Origin of the sequence: Legionella maceachernii (assembly GCF_900167045.1) — a bacterium.
Classification (GTDB): domain Bacteria; phylum Pseudomonadota; class Gammaproteobacteria; order Legionellales; family Legionellaceae; genus Tatlockia; species Tatlockia maceachernii.
The window spans coordinates 1-17,950 of record NZ_FUXJ01000006.1; the positions used below are offsets into that span (position 1 = coordinate 1).

The window sequence follows — 17,950 nt, forward strand, 5'->3', positions numbered from 1 at the left end:
AGGTACAACACCATGCGACACAATGGCTATGGACGTATAATAATGAACGACCTAATACTGCTATCGGAGGGATTCCTCCAAAGCAAAAATTGGCACTAGTTGCTTAATCCTCTACTTTTAGCATCACTTAAAAATGGGGGGATTACCGTGTCTCCTCTTTGGATTTTTCCATTAACCTCAACAGTTAATGAGGCTACACCACCTTTTCTTTTTTTCAATTATCTCCATACACAACTTTCGACCGTAACTCTTTTTCTTATAGTAACTTCGCTAATGCGGACTTAAGGAATGCACATTTAATCAATAATAATTTCACATCTGCTGATTTTACAGGTGCAAATTTAACGGGTGTAAACTTCTCAGGGACAAATCTGTATAAAGCAAAAATATCTCAAGAGCAGCTAAACTCTGTTAGTGAGCTTTGCAATGCTGTACTCCCCAATGGACAAGAGAGTGAATGTTAGCGGGCTATTTCACAAATAGGAAAGAGCAACCGTCCAATCTCTCAGTTTATATTTATTCTAAAAGTTCTAGTAATCCTCGAAGTTTTACAGAAAAACTAAACTTTGGTTTATATTTTTGCTAATATTTCTAGTATGACTAGAAATAATGAATCAAAAATAAACTATTTTATGGTTACTGCCCCTTCAGGGGTGGTATTAACTTCTGCTTGGCTTAAGAATCATGGAGTATCAGCAAAGCTGGCATGGTGGTATGTCCACTCTGGATTACTGGAAAAGCTAGGTACGAATGCATATAAAAAAGCCGGAACTCCCATCACTTGGGCGGGCGCTATAAATGCATTACAAAGCCAGCTAGATATCCCTATTCATGTAGGGGGTAAAACTGCATTACATTTATTAGGACTAGGACATTTTATACCCATGCAAGGAATGCAAGAAGTGATGTTATTTGCTCCTCCAAACACTAAGATACCTAAATGGCTATTAGCACCGCAATGGGATGCAAAATTTGAATTATATAAATCCTCGCTATTTATTGATGCTAATAATGAAATAGGGTTTATAGAACGCTCAATCAATGAAATAAATTTAAAGTTATCAAGTCCTGAAAGAGCAGCAATGGAATTACTTTACCTATACCCTAAACATCAATCATTCGATGAAATAGCCTATCTAATAGAAAACTTAGGCCAACTAAGACCAAAGCTAGTTCAGACACTATTAGAAAATTGTAATTCAATCAAAGTAAAAAGACTTTTTTTACACTTAAGTGAACAATTTAATCATTCATGGCTTTCTAGCCTGGACATAACAAAAATTGATTTAGGAAAAGGCAAGCGAGAGCTAGGTGATGGAGGCAAGTACTATTCTAAATATAAGCTATCTCTACCTGAAATAAAGGGGTCATAAATTGAGTTTTGAAGAAGTTTATAAAAATCAGGTAGCGTTGTTGCTTGAGGTATTACCAGTAGTTAACAACTTTAAATGCTTTGCCTTAAAAGGTGGTACTGCGATCAATTTATTCATCCGAGATATGCCGCGTTTAAGCGTTGATATAGATCTAACTTATTTACCGATTGAAAGTAGAGATATTTTTCTTGTAAATATTAAAGCCGAGATGATAAAAATGAAACAGTTCATTGAGAATCAGGGCTTAGTGGTTAAAGAAGTAATCACAAAAAATGGAACTCTCGCAAAACTGCAAGTTTTTGCTAAAAATGCCATGATTAAAATTGAGCCTAATTTTGTGCTTAGAGGCTCTGTTTTTGCTTGTGAAGAACAGGAATTATGCGAAAAAGCGCAGGATCAATTTTTAAAGTTCATGCGTATCAATACATTATCTATTGCTGATTTATATGGTGGCAAAATCTGTGCTGCATTAGATAGATATCATCCTCGAGATTTATTTGATTTAAAACTTTTATTGGACAACCAAGGCTTAACTGAACAAATAAGACAAGCATTTATTGTATATCTTGCTAGCGGTTCCAGACCCATGCATGAACTTCTTGCTCCTAAAATCAGTGAAGTATCAAAACAGGAATTTGAAAAAACTTTTAAAAATGAATTCTCAGGGATGACCGATACTCCCATTTCTCACGAAGAGCTGAGCAATATCAGATCGAATTTACCAAGTTTACTGCTGACTTCTTTTACAGATAATGAAAGGAAATTTTTACTAACATTGAAGTCTGGAACCCCTGATTGGTCATTACTGCCTATTGAAGGGATAGAGACGCTTCCGGGAGTTCAGTGGAAGCTAAGGAATATTAGTAAAATCACTGATGATAAAAAGAAAGAGCAGCTTAATAGGTTAAAGCAAATTTTAGAGGTGTAAATGTGGTTTGTCTTCTAAGTAAACTAAATTATCAATATCATTGACCAATGCTATGATAATTGGTGCACAACCTGTGCACCAAATTGAACTCATGAAAACTAAAGCAAAAACAAGGCGCTTACTCATAAGAGGCCCCTTGTAATTCGATTGCTAATACTGGAGAGGATGATTGAACCCCCATGCACATCAAAAAATAATCGGTAATCTGCTGCATTGGCTTTCTGAGCCGCTCAACATCGGTCACGATATATCCCGCAGTGATGTCACCGTTCATTTTATGGTTCATCAAACGCTTTAACGCATAAGCTTAGATATCCAGCCCCTCAGCAATGGTAATAAAGGTTCGTCTTGGGATCATGAACCGTAAAATGAATGCCTGAGAGCTTGGTTACATTAGCCATTTGCTTACGCGGTTCAATAATATGGCCTGCGGCTCCGGTGCTAGGAAAAACATACCCATTAATCTTTTTTCGGCTGCGCGATAATAGCAGCTCATAGAGATAGCTTGAAAGGGGAAGAGTATGAGACTCATGGTTCTTGGTATCAAGTACAGTTAAGGTTTTTTGCGTTTAAATCAACTTGATCCCAACGTAAAGTAGCGGCTTCCTGACGGCGCAAGCCAGTAAGTAATATCAGCAGGAGATAATCCCGAAAGACATCATTCTGTAATTGCTGTACCTCGTTTAAGGTAATTTGGCGCATTTTCTCAGCACGCTTTTCAGCAACAGGATCTTTTCCCGTTGCAATTTGTCCGAGCAACTTTTGAGCTTCTTTCCTTGCCATTTCAACCGTGAGTTCAGGGTAACGGCCTAAGGTAATGCGAGAAAGTTTATTTTTTATCAGTTTCTCAACAAAAAAGCTTTTGTTCCACCAGAGGTGACTCTGACACCAAATCCTTTCATCGCATCATCGTAATAGCGCTGTTGAAAATTCAAATTCCTCATTGCCTCTCTGGGTGCACTTTGGGGTACGCTCATGAAAGAATGCACCCCTCTTCAGCCTACAAAATTAACGAGCATCTTTCGATGAGTTGACCTTGTCATTTTGATTAAATGTTCTTAATAATGCCTTAATGTTCAATTGTTATACTAAATCAACACTTTCAAGGACTTCTTATGCCAAGACCGATTATTAGAACAAGACAATCATCTCAGGCATTAGTGGGTTGTTGTTATGGTTACAGCTCTTTCTGGGCACGAGGACAACTAAACTTACCGCATCAAGAAAGAATCCATGAAATTCCCCTGAATAGTGAGATCGCTGCAGAACAATGGTCACAAGCCATTCCTACGGGTAAACAAAGAAGGCTAGCAAATTTCTATATCGATTATTGGCATCAAAATGATTTAATAGACGATATAAAAAAGGGGTTGACGAATATTGGTGATGCCTTTGTGATTAGCTACCTAGGTGCATTCGCTGGTCATGCCCTTGCCATAAAAAAGATTGGCGAAGACAGGTATCAGTACTTCGACTGTAATATTGGCGTTTATGAATTTGATAGCACAGAATTAGATAAACTTTTTTCAGATTATATTAGTCCGCGCTATCAAAAAATTTTTTATGGCCTAGTCTTAGAGCATGTTCCAGCAAATGATGTATCTCCTGATTTACTAGGAAATGTTTTAGCTACTGCCTACATAGCTGCATGTAAAATAATTTCGACCCCGATAGGAATATTTAAGTATATAGAGTCTTTGGTTGCATTAATAGCTCACCTAGTATCGAATGAGATTGGGAACAGCAATAACGCTCCTCACAATGAATCCACTGCATTAATTAGATGAATTCCGGCTCATCTTTAAATCATTTTTAAAAGGTGAAAAAACATCAATGATTAACTAATATCTTTTGCTAAATCATATACCAGCAATGAAACCTTGATTACGCTTTGCTTCATCAACGCAGACTTCTTGCCCTCAATTTGGAACCACTCTGCTTTGATTCCGTAGTAGGTTTAAGACACGGGACAGCCCGACTATCATATTATTTTGAAATAACTCTTTTGTTCCAATCTTTTTGATTTTCTTTCAAACTGTTACCAGTCGCCAAAATTGAGGTGCGGCATCGGAGTAAAAAATGAATGAAAAGAAACCCACTATAATCAAACGAGTGAAAACTAACAGTCCTGAATGGGATGCTACTGCCAATGAAGTCAGGCGAGCCATGATGCTGACGGCAAAACTAAACAAGCTTTCCTTCGATGATGCCGCAGAAATAAGGGCCCTATTCAGCGAGCTAATCGGTCAAAAGGTAGATGAAACTTTTAAGCTTATCCCGCCTTTTTATACATCAGGTGGTCTTGAGATAAGAGTTGGGCACAAAGTATTTATTAATCAGTGTTGCACTATTTATGATATGGGTGGTGTTGATATTGCAAATCTTGTCATGATCGGTCCAAACGTAAACATTATCACCTCAGCTCATCCACTGGAATCCACCAAGCGACGCGCTTATGTTGAAGCAAAGCCAATCGTAATTGAAAAGAACGTCTGGATTGCAACAGCTGCAACCATTCTAGGTGGAGTTACTATAGGAGAAAATTCAGTAGTCGGAGCTGGCGCAGTTGTTACGAAGGATGTTCCTGCAAACAGTTTCGTTGCGGGCGTGCCTGCTAAGGTCATTCGTTCACTTAGTCATGATGAATTTAATTTGCAAGATTCAAAAGTTTAATGGCTAGCGGAACCTTGATAAAGCAAAGCGTAATCAAGGCTCCGCAGGCTAATTTATCGCGCCCGAATAGGGGTAACCATTTGATCAAATATTGATACCAGGCCAGCCTATCCATTCTTTGCGGTATAGATTACAATTTCGGCCTCAATTTATCCTCGTAAGATAAATCTTTCAATAGACTTGGTTTGAAGTGTTTTCAGGAGAAACAGTGTGATGTCTATAAAATGCTCGGTCTTTATTGCAACAAGCGTGGATGGATTTATTGCCCGAGAGGACGGGACAATTGATTGGTTGATGAAAGCCAATGAACTCGCTCCTGAAGGAGAAGATGGTGGTTACCGTGATTTTATTAGAGGAGTTAATGCGATCATTATGGGCCGGCATTCCTTTGACATGGTTAAAACTTTTAAGCCATGGCCTTATGCATTGCCTGTAATAGTACTGACTCGCCAAAAACTCGATATACCGGATGCCCTAAAAGATAAAGTTGAATGTTCATCTGAAGATCCTGCTGCGTTAAAAAATCGCTTAGCAGCCCAAGGAATGAAACAATTATACATTGATGGCGGCATTACTATTCAGCGCTTTTTAAATGCAGGATGCCTTGATGAGTTAATCATTACCTTAATCCCTATTTTATTAGGAAAAGGGAGACGTTTGTTTGGCGAATTAAACCAAGACATCCCTCTTCATCTCATCAATTCACGCATCCTTGGGGGTGGTTTTACGCAAATCCATTATCAAATTCTATGCAATAAACTGCAAAGGGATTAAGGCCTCCTGAATAGAGACCAATAACCGTGGAATTCGACGTTATCTCATTTAATCCATTCATTAGGATTAAACGTCGAACCAAAATTCATTTTTAATGCATTTTAATAAACGACTTGGGCAACTCCTAAACCTTGCAATAGCAAGAGTTACCCAAAAAGGATTGGAATTACTCGCAACGGTTGAAAAAAGCAAAGCACAATTCTCAAAATCGGTTCATAAATCAGGATTTGCATTAACCAAAACGAGGCACAATGCGTACCGTCTTTGTCAGCGTCGATTTGGGAACATGCAATCAAAGCTATATTCATTTCAATCCAATCAGACAGGGCTTAGTAGACGATTAGCATGAGTGGTCACATTCTTCTTCCATCATTAGATTCGCAGAGACCTGATAAATGAAAATTGGAGAATGAAACCTTGATTACGCTTTGCTTCATCAACGCTACGCAGGCTGCCAAGAGTCGGGAGGTCCTTCGCGTTGCTCAGGATGACAGTTGTGTTGTCGTCCCGAACGTAGTGAGGGATCTCCTTGTTGGGGTTACTGCCAAGAATTGGGAGGCCCTTCGCGTTGCTTGCCCACTAACTCTTAATTTATTTGCCCAATTCAGCAGAGTGATGGGGCTTTGGAACGTCGAGCTCAGCTATATTCCAATTGTAGAGCTTTTTAAAATAAATAAATAAAAGATGGGCCAAACGTTGTTCCTCAGTCTGTGTTCCTGACAGTGCTTTAAGCTCATCCATAAACTCCTGCAATTCATTTTCCTGAAACTTAGGACCTTCGAATGAAGATTGGGGAAACCATTTAGGTGAAAAAAAAGTTTTTTTGCCAGTACTTAGATTTAGTACAGCAACAGGACCTTTTTCTGGTTTTTTATAGTTTTCGGGAATAATCTGTATCTTGAGTTGATCCAATCCACCCATAGATTCGTCTGATGAAGACGGATCTTCTTGCGGCAACTGCCCAGCTCTTATTTTCTTAAGACCTGGGTCTAACTCAGGATCCAATCCACCCGTAGATTCGCCTGATGAAGACGGACCTTCTAGAGCAAACAGATGCTCAAAAATAGCACTGTTATTTGTTGATTTTTGCGCTTCTTCAAGCATTAAACTAAATAATCGCATCGCACCTCTCTCTAACCGATTTATTAATAACTAAATAGATCTAAAAATGATCATAATATCATTAAGTCATTTTATCCTCAAGCAAACATTCATGTCTGTCTTACTCGCTTTTGGCCAGTATATGGTCGGTCGGCCCCATCTGGAGAGAACATTGTTCCCCACTTAATTTTGTAGTTGTCATTATAAGTGTTTTCAATTGGGCTCCCATCCTAGCAATCCTTTAATTTATTTATAACAGATTCAACGAGTGTACTTTAAGCAAAGCGTAATCAAGGTTTCATTCTGGCTTTTGGCTTCTTTCCTTGCCATTTCAACCGTGTGTTTAGGTAGCGAGCCTTAAGGAATTTATTACATAGAATTGGAATGTTTAATTTCTAAGATAGGATTTTCGATATTGCGCTCTCCAAATTGGAAACGTAGAGCATTATAAGCATTAACCTTTTCAAATGTTGCAATTGCGGCAAAGGGTAGCTGTGTTTCATATGTATTTTTTAATAATGCTTCAATTTCCTCTGGTGATCCTTCAAAAAAAGTATTTACCTCTGAATCGTATAAAACGATCGTTTCTTTATCTTTTTTATATAAAAATACAATATGGCCCTCTAATGCGAATGAATCTGGATGAAAACTTAAAGTAGTACAGCGAACCTCATTAATGATATTCCTTACATTAAGGGAGTGAGTTTCTGTCATTCGATATTGCTTTTTTTTAACTTCGTCAATGTGCGTATCTGTCCGTAAAACATTCGCAGGAAAAGTCATAGAGAAATCGATAATTGCGGATGGTTTGTTCCTTACATCAGCCCAGCCCCATCCTATTGCAGCATGGAACTTCAAAATTTCATCAATGTTGTTAGCAAGTGCGTTGCTAAAAAACTCAACTTCTAGATTTTCTTGATTTTCTGCATACAAAAACGCCCGCCCCAGGGCTAATACTTGTCCAAGACAAGTACCTCTAGATATATATTTTTTAATATCCCATGATGGTGCACCAGGCAGTAGGGCATTAACTTTATCAATTGCGATCTGGTACCCTTTTTTTAGCTCTGTACATTCTAATGCAATCTGTTTCATACACTCACTTTATGGGTTGAAATTGAAATGATGTTTAAATTTTAACAGCATCTTTTTTTTATACAGCCGGAAAGTAATCAAGGTTAAGTCTTTAATAGTAACGCTCCGTAAATTGTCGCGAATGCTACCCTAATTCGGTCAGAGGGCCAAGCTGCTTTTTGTTTCTTAATTTCAATAGCAAAAAAGCAAGGCTTGACCCTCCGGGCTTATAGAGGGATATCTTACAGCTTAGAAAGACTTCTTAACCAATCTTTTGCCATCTGACTCACATGCCCATCCTTTAGCGCCATTTCGATAATATTTCCTGTGCGTTCTTTTTTTGTGGCCTTATCATCGCCATACATATCATCAATTACCTCATCCCAAAGTTTCAAGACCGCGGAAGAAGGTATAGTTCCAACTTGACCCAGAACCTCGTGAATTCTGGCTTTATAATAAGCATTCACAGCTTTTTCAATCCATACCAAGAGTTCAGGTGTTAAACCGATCTCATCAAGACCTTTCCCTTCACCAAACCCCTGCTCCCATTTTTTTGTTCGAAGATGAGCATATTTTTTACCATAGATACCATTCACCCAATCCATGTATTTCTTGCCAAAATCAATGCCCTTTTTTGATTCGGGGTCGTAATGTGCGTTAGCTTTTAATTCCTCCATCAACTGTTGCCAACTTTTCTCAAAAGCAGCTTTTTGATGCGTCGTTTTCATTTCTTTTTCAAATTCCACATACTGTTTCAATTCATCGGGCGTGAATATTTCCTTAACCCAAGCATGTTCTAATTGTTGCGTCATTTGATATACCTCAATTAACTGTATTATATTTTCCCAGGGAAGGGATTTACAATGGCTACAACTGTCCGTTATGCGCTTTAAAATCATACTGGCCTCTTGAAGAGCCTCCGCTTTTTCTTGCAAAAATTTAGATTGCATCGCGAAGTTCTCAACAACATTCTCTTGTTTGGCAAGTAATAGTTGGATTTGAGAAAGTTCAAAACCAAAAAACTTCAGTGCAATAATTTGTTGTAGTTTTAGTAAATCTGTTTCAGAGTACAAACGATAATCATTCGGTAACCGCATACTTGGTTTAAGCAATCCAATCCTGTCGTAATAATGCAAAGTTCGCACTGATACTTGGGTAAGTTGGCTTAACTCTTTTGCATACCATTGTTTCATCGTTTTTTCCTCCTTGTTTCCAAGGTTAGGCTATGACGCAACGTCATAGTCAAGTTTTTTATCGCATAAGATAAAGTCGCCAGTTCGTCAGAAAACCCTGACAAGTTAAAAACCCGTTTTAGCGGTCCAAGGGAGGAAATATTGATACATCGATGGGCGGTATGACTGTTCAATTAATCCATTCGCCCCCCCTTGGTGGTGGCTTTACTCAAGTGATTTAACATGTTTTACCCAACAATTTGCAAAACACCCTTAAATAGACTTTGGCGATTAAATAGGTTTGTACTTTTTTATAGCCTTTAATTAAGCTTAAACGTCGAGCCCAAATTCATTTTTAATGCATTCTGATAAACCACTTGGGCAACTCCTAAATCTTGAATAGCAAGACCAACCGATTTAAATACCGTAAGTTGCTCTTGAAAATGCGGAGCTTTTTTTAATAGCCAGGGGCCAAGTTCAATGAGGGATTCTCTTTTAAGCTTCTGTTGCTCAACAGCACGAATAATTTCGCCAGCCTCACTCATTGCTGCTTCGAGTTGATCCACAATCACTATTGCTTTTTGCAGAACCTCGCCGCTTATTTCTTGCATCGATGGGCTATGCGAGCCAATGGCGTTGATGTGTGCGTGGGATTGCAGATCGTGTACATGAACTAAAGGTTCTGTACTTCCCGTTGCAGTACAAATAATATCCGCCCTTTTTAGCGCTGAAGAGAGTTGTTCACACACCTGCACGTCATAAAACGGTTCCATGTCCTTAGCAAATTTTCGTGCACTTTCTGGATGACGCGACCAGACCAATACCTGTTCCACTTGGCGTACCGCAGCAACCGCCTCAAGTTGAGTGATGGCTTGCACTCCTGCACCTATTATAGCTACAGTTGAGGGCTTATCCTGCGAAAAATATTTTGTGGCCAAGCCAGAAATAGCGCCCGTTCGCAATGCAGTTAGATACCCTGCGTCCATTAGAACAAGAGGTTCGCCTGTCGTAGCATCAAGGAGCAAAATAGTGCCATTAATGGAAGGTTTATTGTGTCGGACATTATCAGGAAACACGGACACCACTTTTAATCCTAAAGTTTTTTCTTCCGCTAAATAAGCAGGCATGGTCAAGGTCAATCCCTTTTTTCCTACAGGAATGCCTGTTCGTAAAGGCAATACAGCCTCTTGTTTTGTTAATTGAATAAATGCCCTTTCCATGGCGTCGATGGCCTCAGTCATGGTGATACTTTGTTTCACTTCCGAAACCGATAATAATTTAAGCGTCATGAGCAAACTCCTTCTTGGGTGAATGAACCCAAATTTCACCTTGTAAATACAATTGACTGTATCCCGATAAGATTACTCGATCTTGCTTGACCTCGCACCAAAGTTCTCCTTGGCGATTCCCTCCTTGCCGCGCATGGATTTTTTCCTTATCGAGGCGTGCACACCAATAAGGAGCTATAACACAATGTGCAGAGCCAGTTACGGGATCTTCAGGAACATCACAACCAGGGTAAAAACATCTTGAATAAATATCCGTTTCAGTTCCGGGGGCAGAGAAAATAATGCCTCGACATGACCTATTTGCCAAAGCATTTAAATCAGGTTTTGCCTGTTTCACCCGCATCGCGTCGTTAAAAATACACAATAAGTCAAATTTACTTTGATAGACTTCATCTGGGACTACCCTTATCGCTTCTATCAGATCAGAATTGGGTTCTATCCGTGTAAAAGGTAATGCGGGGAAATCCATCTGCAATAGCGCCCCTTCTTTTTTTACTGTTAAGACCCCACTTTTGCTATGAAAACGGATTTCTTTTCCTTGATGCTTTAACAGCTCGAATAGAACAAAAGCGCTAGCCAAGGTAGCATGTCCGCATAAATCAACTTCTGTATTAGGAGTAAACCAACGTATTTCATAATGCTCATCATTGGGGACTATAAAAGCGGTTTCAGAGAGATTATTTTCCCTTGCAATAAGCTGCATTACGGTATCATCTAGCCAATATTCTAACGGACAAACAGCAGCAGGGTTGCCGTCGTATAAGGTGGAAGTAAACGCATCGACTTGGAAAATCGGTTGTTTAATCATGGTAAACCTCTTCTAATGAAACTGGACTAATCTTACATAGCTTGTTAATATATAGCAAGCTATGTAAGATTAAAAGGAAAAAATGTATCCCTCAACGCTGATCAAAAAGGCAAGTCGGCTATTAATTAAGAAAGCCAACGAATTACTAAAGCCATATGGCCTTACTGATGCTTATACTTATTTCTTAATAGCACTTTATCAACAAGAGGGTTTAACTCAATCTGAAATGCATAAACAGATCGGCATTGAGCAACCCACAGCAGTCAGGACACTTGATAGGATGGAGCGTGATGGCCTGATTATAAGAACTCCGAGCACCACCGATAGACGGGCTATTCAAATTCGCTTGACAGAAAAAGGTCGAAACTGTAGAAAAATTATCGAACAATGCGCCCACGAGTTAAACGAGTTCGCTTTAAAAGGTTTCAAAGAAGAGGAAAAACACATGCTAAAACAGCTTTTAGGGAGATTAAATACTAATTTCGATAGTATCTAAGCGGAGACAACTTTTCGCAATAGTTAAAATGGCAGTTCATTGTTAGAGATATCAGAAGGCATCCACCGCGTTTAAAGGAATGCTAAACTAGTGATAGAGTCAGAATGCTTTCCTACGATTTTTTATTGCAGCAATAACCAAAACTAAATTTCATTCGATTATTGTAAAGTCAGATAAGGCTTTAAGAGTGGAGCGATGGATGATAAAGATAAAACAAATTTCTATTTAGTCTCTGTAGTCCTGATTACTGCAGTGGGGATGAGCATCCTCCTAAGCTCCTATTCAACAGCCCTTTACTTGGGAAATTTTTCTCGCTCAACTCTACCTTATTATTTTATCGTATCAGGGCTTCTTTCTGCGCTAATAGTAGGAGGATTAGTTCGGTTTCTTTCAAGCGCAAATAAAGCACCAATACTCATCATTCAAGTGAGTTCTATGGTGCTTGTTTTAGTTTACTTAATTTTCAATCTTTGGCCATCAAAATTGTTAGCCCTCATTTATACTTTCTTATTCATTACATTATTAACTATTTATAATGCAACGAGCTGGAATATTGCGGCCGCTTCCTTTGAACTGCGCGTTTTCAAAAGTTTTGCTAACCGATTTTTAGTCTTAATCAGTGTAAGCAGTATCCTTATCAGTATTCTAGCTTATATTGGTATCGATATTTTAGGGCAAGAGTTTCTGATTTATTTTGCTCTATTATTAATGGCTGTCAATTGTATTGCGGTAAAAAAAATTCAACCTCAACAAACCCATTTTAAAGAACCAACGGACAAATCTATTTCCTTAAAAACATATCCTTTATTTGTGTCAGTCGCCAGTTTTCTGGCTTTGATAAACATCATTTCTGTATTCGCAAATTATCAAATGCTCTTTCGCTTAAGCCAAACTCTTGATACGACACAAGTCACCAAGTTTATGACTGTGTTTTATCTTTTTATGGAGGGAGGGAGTTTTCTTATTCAGCTTTATGGAAAGCGTATTTTGGAATCGTTTGGCATTTCGGCATTATTTTTGCTTTCCACTGGGGTTATCTTAATTTCTTTTATACCTTCAATCTTTTATCCTTATTTATACACTATCACTTTCTTTAACTTAATCATTCTGATTTTTTATACCAGCTTGATAAGCTTTGGATGGCAGGTTGCTCTGAATGCTCTTCCTTTTTCATTAAAAAAGAGAGGCCAAATTTTTATTCAAGCGGTCACTAATAATATGGCAAAAATTGCGGCTTCGTTCATTTTGTTAATTTTTGCTTATCGATATGCTTTTTATTCTTATCAGATTTTGACTGGGCTATTTCTTGCTTTTATGCTGATATTATCTTGGAAAATAAAACAATTTTACGGGGAAACGCTGCTTTCAAATATTAAGGAAAAAAGATTCTATTTGCCAATCTTTAACGAAGAAAATGATTATCATTTTTTAGCAAATCAAGTTAAAAATCTGCTATCCAGCAAAGACCCGATAAAAATTAAAGTGGGCTTGTCCATATTAAGATGGGCAAACCCAAATCAAGTGACCCAAGAGCTCATCACTCTTTTTGATTATCCTGACCCATCCGTTCGTATAAAAGCCTATAAAACCTCGAGATATTTTGGAAAATTACCTATTGATAATAAAATTATGCAGCAATTGCAAAAGGAGACCGACCAAGAAGCGACTTGGCAACTTCTCTATTTAATTTTTAGAAAATACCAAGAAAGAATAATCGAAAAATTGGATGAATATTTACATTCTTCCAATCCTCCCTATCAAGCTATTGCAATTATCACCGCTATAAATTACGGAGAGCTCCACCACGTGAGTCATGCGATAAAAGTCTTAGATACAATGGCAAATTCGCCGAATGAGGATGCGCGTTTTTTTGCAGTCATGGCATTGAATCATATTGATATTGGTAACCCTGTTGAATTAATAAAAAAACTGACTAATGATCCGAGTTATAAGGTCGCCAAACAAGCGATCAAAGCCACTCATCACACCAAAGACAAACGCATTGTCCGTCTTTTAATTGCTCAGTTGGATAAACCCAGAGTCAGTTATGATGCAATGCAATCGCTAATAAAAATTAAAATCGATGTGGCACCTTTGATACTACGTACTTGTTTAACAGTCAATGTTCACCGATATAAGCCTTTGATTAGAGTGCTGTGTAGATTGAATACAACCACCACTGAGAGATGCTTAGGACGGTTAATAACGCGAGCTCCATTTCTATTTTCAGTTGAATTGTCAAAGCAAATTGCTTTAAGAGCCACGAGATTTCCATTATCCAGCCAATTAAAATGCAATATTTCTTCGCATTTAAATTGTGTGGTTAACGAATTAAATATTTTTAATTTTCTTTTTAAAAAAGAAGACAACCTGGCTAAAAAGCATGAGCTCATGCTGCGCAAGCAGTTGATTGAAAAAAAACTTATTTGCTATCTTGCCACACTCATTCAACCTAAGAGTATTATGGAAATTTTACCTAAGCTTTCCTCTAAGCAAGAATTACAACACTCTAATTCAGAGCATGATATTGCGCTTGAATATCTAGACTGGTTAATTGAAGATAGAGGACTTGCTAAAAAAGTTTTTGCTGCAATTGAAGATAAATTACGAATGAATGACTTGGATATATCGCAATTTGAATTAGATTGCTGGTCTAAAAAAATGTTGTACCATCAAGCCTCAGAGGACAATACTATGGATACAGTAGATAAAGTTTTTGCATTACGGAAAGTACCCATTTATTCGCATGTTCCCGCTGAATTACTCATCTCTGTTGCCGAAGAATGTCATCTTGTTGAATTTCCAAAAGGGAAAAAACTGATTGAGATTGGAGATTATCCCGATAAAATTTATATGATACTCAGCGGTAGTGCCACTATTTTATATCATGGAAAAATAGAACGTTATGCTAAAGAGAATGATCTTATTGGTTTATTTATTATCCTTAGCGAACACAATAGTCCACTTGAAGTGATCGTCAATGAAGATTCTACAATGCTTGAACTATCACGAAATGTATTTGAGCAGCTTACCAATGATTATCCTGATATATTAAAAGAAATCGCAAAATATATAGTGAATATTTATTTCAATGTAGTGGAAAAAAACATTCAAACCGATTCAACCGTTTTATCAAAGGTGCTCTAATTTTATGGGGATTGGTAATTCGTTTTTGTTTTTTGTTGTGCCTTTAAAATTTATTAGCTAAATGCAAAAGCACTTAAATTATAACCTGATGTTTTATCCGAGAATCGCATTCCCCTTAAAGGCAGCCAAGCGCTCTTTCTTCTTACCCTCAATAGCACTTATCCCTCCTATTAGATACTTAACGGAAGAAAAACCGGCGTTAAGTAAAAGATTCAACGCATTGATGCTTCTTATGCCAGAATGACAGTATAAAATAATCGTGTGGTTTGGATTTAGTTCGGTGAGTCTACCCGATAATTCAGCGAAGGGGAGTAATTTCCCTCCTATGTTTTGAACCTCATGTTCTTTTGTTGAGCGCACATCAACCAAAGTAACACCGGGATGTTTTAAAAGTCTCTGTAGCTCTTCTGCAGTTATCGCGTAATCCGTCAAATTCACCTCATCGGCAGGGGGTGAAGAGAGAGGGTTGTGCAACGACTGATTATGGACGCATAATTGGCAGTCTGGATTTTGAAATAATTGAATTTCTCTAAAAGTCATTTTGAGGAAATCAGCGACTAGTAACCGTTTCCTTAATGAATGGCCGATTCCCAATACCCACTTAATGATCTCTGTGGCTTGAATCGTACCCAATATGCCTGGTACCACTCCTAATATACCGTTTTCATTACATGATGGAGCAAATTTAGGATCAGGGGGAGTTGGAAATAAACAACGCAAACAAGGGCCCTCCTTGCCGTGAAACACAGAGCAGTAGCCCTGAAACTGGGAGACACTTGCATAAATGTAAGGTTTTCTTTGGGAGAAGCAAACATCGTGGATTAAATAATTAGTGTGAAAATTATCTGAGCAATCTGCCACTATATCATATTGGCTGATAAGGTGTGTGGCATTGCGTTCTGTGAATTTTTCACAATAAGCATCCACCTGAGTATTTGGATTTAATTCCAAAATTTGTGCGGAAGCAGACGCCGTTTTTGCAAAAGAGACTTGTGATAATCGGTAAAGTACTTGCCTTTGTAAGTTACTTAACTCAACCGTATCGCAGTCTACCAAGCCTAATCGCCCAACACCAGCCGCAGCTAAGTAAAGCAGTAAGGACGATCCCAACCCACCTAGCCCGATGCATAATACACGAGCATTTTTAAGGCTTTCTTGTCCCGATAAACCGATTTCCTTTAAATTAATTTGTCTTGAATAGCGAAGCAATTCGTCAGAGGAAAGAGCAGGATTAATCATAAACCTGCTCTCTTATTATTTTTAGGAATTGTTTCGTTACCATGCCAGGATCAGCTGCTTTGGTAATGGCTGATATCAGCGAAATGCCCTCAACCTTCGCTTGTAAAATCTGCGGCAGTCGCTCTAAATTGATTCCGCCAATAGCCACTAAAGGGTATTGAAGTGTTCTTCGCCAACGTTGAAGTTGCTCAATGCCTTGTGGATTAAATGACATGAGTTTACTGGTGGTGGAATAAATTGGACCACAAGCAATATAGCTGGGATTGAAGCAATGTGCAGTCGCCACTTCGTGATAACAATGAGTACTTATGCCTAGATACAATCCTGATTGGCGGATTTTAGCCACATCAGCCTGAGACAAATCCTCTTGCCCCAAATGAACACCCTGTGCACCCAATTGAATGGCAAGCTTCCAATAATCATTAATAAACAAGGTAGCACTGTATTTTTTTGCTAAAAAGACACTGCGCTTAATTTCCTCCTCAAGAGGCTTCCCTTGCAAATCTTTTATTCTTAATTGAATCGTTTTAACGCCCAAGGGCAATAATTTTTCTAACCAATGGCTCCTATCCACTATGGGATATAATCCTATTTGGCAGGTTTTAAAAGGAAGCGGCTCTTTCTTTAAAGGCCTAGGAGAAAGATAAGGAAGATCCATTTGATTTTCAGGCCAAACCGCATGAGGCAATTGTGCCGTGTCTTCCCCTCCTTCAATTGCATTGCGCATCTCGCGATTTACATGCATTTTGCCAATCACAAGAGCATCTTTGATCGAATAGCCTAGAGCCAAGTAAGCTGCAATTGCAAAAGAGAGTGTACAAGCCGTGCTGCGGTAATTTTTATTGGGCAACCGTTTATTGGCAAGCCAGAATGACTCCTGACCATCGGTCCAATAATCCTGGCTTAACCCCTCCTTTTCAATAAGATCACCTTTAAGTAAAATACTTTTAGCCCCAAGAGCTAAAAAGGCATGGGCGGCATCTTGGATATCTTCATAAGAGGTTAATGTCCGATTTAAAATGCGTTCCGCTTCAATCCGAGTGGGTATTGCAACCTCAGCATTGGACCAAACGACTGATCTTTTCATGATGAAAGCCCCTTGTAATGCCAAAAGGGAGTATCAATTAAAGGGGTACTGGGCTGAGCTACATTTCTGGCCTGTATCATCCCCGCTGCAAAAGCCTGATGCCCAGCCATGGTGGCGTGTCGAAATGCCTTCGCCATGAGAATAGGATCAGCGGCCTGAGCCACGGCAGTATTCAATAATACCCCATCAAACCCGAGTTCCATGACTTGCACTGCATGAGACGGCTTGCCAATACCTGCATCCACAATTAATGTTATTTCTGGAAAACGACAGCGCAATGTCTCTAAAGCAAAAGGATTAATTAATCCTTTGCCTGAACCAATAGGAGCAGCCCATGGCATTAATATTTTACAGCCCGCGTCCACTAATTTTTGACATATCACCAAGTCATCGGTGCAATAAGGAAAGACCTCGAACCCTTCATTAATTAACCATTTGGCCGCCTCGACTAATTCAAAGGGTTCGGGTTGTAAATGATAATCATCCCCAATCACTTCTAATTTGATCCACGGCGTATCAAACAGCTCTCTTGATAACATAGCCGTAGTAATTGCCGATTTGGCATCACGGCATCCTGCTGTATTGGGTAAAAGATGACAACCTAAATTTTTAATCGTGGACCAAAAAAATTCGCTATTTAAACCTTGTGGCGCTTGGCGCTTTATTGAAAGAGTAATGACTTCCGCCTCAGAAGCTCTAATAGCCTGCTCCATGATCGCTAACGATGGATAGCACGCAGTTCCCAGTAGCAAACGATTTTTTACTCTTTTTCCGGCTAACTCCCACATA

At 38.7% G+C, this 17,950-nt stretch carries 16 protein-coding genes and 2 pseudogenes; 9 read left to right on the forward strand and 9 right to left on the reverse strand.

Features of this window, described 5'->3' with window-relative positions:
• From B5D33_RS17120 to B5D33_RS05845, 4 genes and pseudogenes are all read left to right on the forward strand, one after another.
• On the forward strand, positions 1-107 hold a 107-nt coding region (locus B5D33_RS17120; RefSeq protein ID WP_139364746.1), incomplete at its 5' end, for an integrase core domain-containing protein.
• A gap of 156 nt (positions 108-263) precedes the next feature.
• A pseudogene (locus B5D33_RS17045) lies at positions 264-464 on the forward strand (pentapeptide repeat-containing protein); the annotation flags it as partial.
• Positions 465-596: 132 nt separating this feature from the next.
• Positions 597-1,373 (forward strand): type IV toxin-antitoxin system AbiEi family antitoxin, encoded by a 777-nt coding sequence (locus tag B5D33_RS05840; protein ID WP_058453571.1) that lies wholly within the window; start codon positions 597-599, stop codon positions 1,371-1,373.
• A 1-nt stretch (position 1,374) separates the two neighbouring features.
• Positions 1,375-2,301 (forward strand): nucleotidyl transferase AbiEii/AbiGii toxin family protein, encoded by a 927-nt coding sequence (locus tag B5D33_RS05845; protein ID WP_058453572.1) that lies wholly within the window; start codon positions 1,375-1,377, stop codon positions 2,299-2,301.
• A 118-nt stretch (positions 2,302-2,419) separates the two neighbouring features.
• On the opposite strand, the pseudogene B5D33_RS05850 reads toward B5D33_RS05845, so the two are convergent.
• Positions 2,420-3,278, reverse strand: a pseudogene (locus B5D33_RS05850) (integrase family protein).
• A 138-nt stretch (positions 3,279-3,416) separates the two neighbouring features.
• Here B5D33_RS05850 and B5D33_RS05855 point away from each other — a divergent pair.
• From B5D33_RS05855 to B5D33_RS05865, 3 genes are all read left to right on the forward strand, one after another.
• Positions 3,417-4,088, forward strand: a complete 672-nt coding sequence (locus tag B5D33_RS05855; protein ID WP_058453574.1) for a hypothetical protein — start codon at positions 3,417-3,419, stop codon at positions 4,086-4,088.
• A gap of 292 nt (positions 4,089-4,380) precedes the next feature.
• Entirely contained in the window at positions 4,381-4,974 is a 594-nt protein-coding gene (locus B5D33_RS05860; RefSeq protein WP_058453575.1) for a sugar O-acetyltransferase, read from the forward strand.
• A 213-nt stretch (positions 4,975-5,187) separates the two neighbouring features.
• The gene (locus B5D33_RS05865) at positions 5,188-5,748 is read left to right on the forward strand and encodes a dihydrofolate reductase family protein (protein WP_058453576.1); all 561 of its coding nucleotides are present in this window, start codon (positions 5,188-5,190) and stop codon (positions 5,746-5,748) included.
• A 591-nt stretch (positions 5,749-6,339) separates the two neighbouring features.
• On the opposite strand, the gene B5D33_RS05875 is transcribed toward B5D33_RS05865, so the two are convergent.
• The 5 genes from B5D33_RS05875 to B5D33_RS05895 all read right to left on the reverse strand — a co-directional run bounded on the left by B5D33_RS05875 (position 6,340) and on the right by B5D33_RS05895 (position 11,192).
• Entirely contained in the window at positions 6,340-6,870 is a 531-nt protein-coding gene (locus B5D33_RS05875; RefSeq protein ID WP_078767357.1) for a hypothetical protein, read from the reverse strand.
• Positions 6,871-7,218: 348 nt separating this feature from the next.
• Positions 7,219-7,944, reverse strand: coding sequence for a hypothetical protein (locus tag B5D33_RS05880; RefSeq protein WP_058453579.1), 726 nt, complete (start codon positions 7,942-7,944; stop codon positions 7,219-7,221).
• 221 nt (positions 7,945-8,165) lie between these two features.
• Entirely contained in the window at positions 8,166-9,116 is a 951-nt protein-coding gene (locus B5D33_RS05885) for a MerR family transcriptional regulator (protein ID WP_058453580.1), read from the reverse strand.
• 299 nt (positions 9,117-9,415) lie between these two features.
• Entirely contained in the window at positions 9,416-10,384 is a 969-nt protein-coding gene (locus B5D33_RS05890) for an ornithine cyclodeaminase family protein (protein WP_058453581.1), read from the reverse strand.
• Positions 10,374-11,192 carry a PhzF family phenazine biosynthesis protein gene (locus B5D33_RS05895; protein WP_058453582.1) on the reverse strand — a complete coding sequence of 273 codons (819 nt, stop codon included), beginning with the start codon at positions 11,190-11,192 and terminating at the stop codon, positions 10,374-10,376. Before B5D33_RS05895 ends, B5D33_RS05890 begins: the two co-directional genes overlap by 11 nt.
• A gap of 82 nt (positions 11,193-11,274) precedes the next feature.
• Between B5D33_RS05895 and B5D33_RS05900 the strand changes: the two genes are divergently transcribed.
• Together B5D33_RS05900 and B5D33_RS05905 are read left to right on the forward strand one after the other, a co-directional pair.
• Positions 11,275-11,688 carry a MarR family winged helix-turn-helix transcriptional regulator gene (locus B5D33_RS05900; RefSeq protein ID WP_058453583.1) on the forward strand — a complete coding sequence of 138 codons (414 nt, stop codon included), beginning with the start codon at positions 11,275-11,277 and terminating at the stop codon, positions 11,686-11,688.
• Positions 11,689-11,883: 195 nt separating this feature from the next.
• Complete coding sequence (locus B5D33_RS05905) at positions 11,884-14,835, forward strand: cyclic nucleotide-binding domain-containing protein (protein WP_058453584.1); 2,952 nt, start codon at positions 11,884-11,886, stop codon at positions 14,833-14,835.
• 93 nt (positions 14,836-14,928) lie between these two features.
• On the opposite strand, the gene moeB is transcribed toward B5D33_RS05905, so the two are convergent.
• Genes moeB through B5D33_RS05920 form a run of 3 tightly spaced genes read right to left on the reverse strand, consistent with a single transcriptional unit; the run spans position 14,929 to position 17,949 of the window.
• Positions 14,929-16,074 (reverse strand): molybdopterin-synthase adenylyltransferase MoeB, encoded by a 1,146-nt coding sequence (gene moeB, locus B5D33_RS05910; protein WP_058453585.1) that lies wholly within the window; start codon positions 16,072-16,074, stop codon positions 14,929-14,931.
• The gene (gene thiE, locus B5D33_RS05915) at positions 16,067-17,161 is read right to left on the reverse strand and encodes a thiamine phosphate synthase (protein WP_058453586.1); all 1,095 of its coding nucleotides are present in this window, start codon (positions 17,159-17,161) and stop codon (positions 16,067-16,069) included. Before thiE ends, moeB begins: the two co-directional genes overlap by 8 nt.
• Positions 17,158-17,949 carry a thiazole synthase gene (locus B5D33_RS05920; RefSeq protein ID WP_058453587.1) on the reverse strand — a complete coding sequence of 264 codons (792 nt, stop codon included), beginning with the start codon at positions 17,947-17,949 and terminating at the stop codon, positions 17,158-17,160. The genes thiE and B5D33_RS05920 overlap by 4 nt, the downstream gene beginning before the upstream one ends.
• Between the last annotated feature and the right edge of the window lies 1 nt (position 17,950).

Coding starts and splice junctions, on each gene's coding strand:
- B5D33_RS05840 (WP_058453571.1), top strand. CDS start 597: ATGACTAGAAATAATGAATCAAAAATAAACTATTTTATGGTTACTGCC.
- B5D33_RS05855 (WP_058453574.1), top strand. CDS start 3,417: ATGCCAAGACCGATTATTAGAACAAGACAATCATCTCAGGCATTAGTG.
- B5D33_RS05860 (WP_058453575.1), top strand. CDS start 4,381: ATGAATGAAAAGAAACCCACTATAATCAAACGAGTGAAAACTAACAGT.
- B5D33_RS05865 (WP_058453576.1), top strand. CDS start 5,188: ATGTCTATAAAATGCTCGGTCTTTATTGCAACAAGCGTGGATGGATTT.
- B5D33_RS05875 (WP_078767357.1), bottom strand. CDS start 6,870: ATGCGATTATTTAGTTTAATGCTTGAAGAAGCGCAAAAATCAACAAAT.
- B5D33_RS05880 (WP_058453579.1), bottom strand. CDS start 7,944: ATGAAACAGATTGCATTAGAATGTACAGAGCTAAAAAAAGGGTACCAG.
- B5D33_RS05885 (WP_058453580.1), bottom strand. CDS start 9,116: ATGAAACAATGGTATGCAAAAGAGTTAAGCCAACTTACCCAAGTATCA.
- B5D33_RS05890 (WP_058453581.1), bottom strand. CDS start 10,384: ATGACGCTTAAATTATTATCGGTTTCGGAAGTGAAACAAAGTATCACC.
- B5D33_RS05895 (WP_058453582.1), bottom strand. CDS start 11,192: ATGATTAAACAACCGATTTTCCAAGTCGATGCGTTTACTTCCACCTTA.
- B5D33_RS05900 (WP_058453583.1), top strand. CDS start 11,275: ATGTATCCCTCAACGCTGATCAAAAAGGCAAGTCGGCTATTAATTAAG.
- B5D33_RS05905 (WP_058453584.1), top strand. CDS start 11,884: ATGGATGATAAAGATAAAACAAATTTCTATTTAGTCTCTGTAGTCCTG.
- moeB (WP_058453585.1), bottom strand. CDS start 16,074: ATGATTAATCCTGCTCTTTCCTCTGACGAATTGCTTCGCTATTCAAGA.
- thiE (WP_058453586.1), bottom strand. CDS start 17,161: ATGAAAAGATCAGTCGTTTGGTCCAATGCTGAGGTTGCAATACCCACT.
- B5D33_RS05920 (WP_058453587.1), bottom strand. CDS start 17,949: ATGTGGGAGTTAGCCGGAAAAAGAGTAAAAAATCGTTTGCTACTGGGA.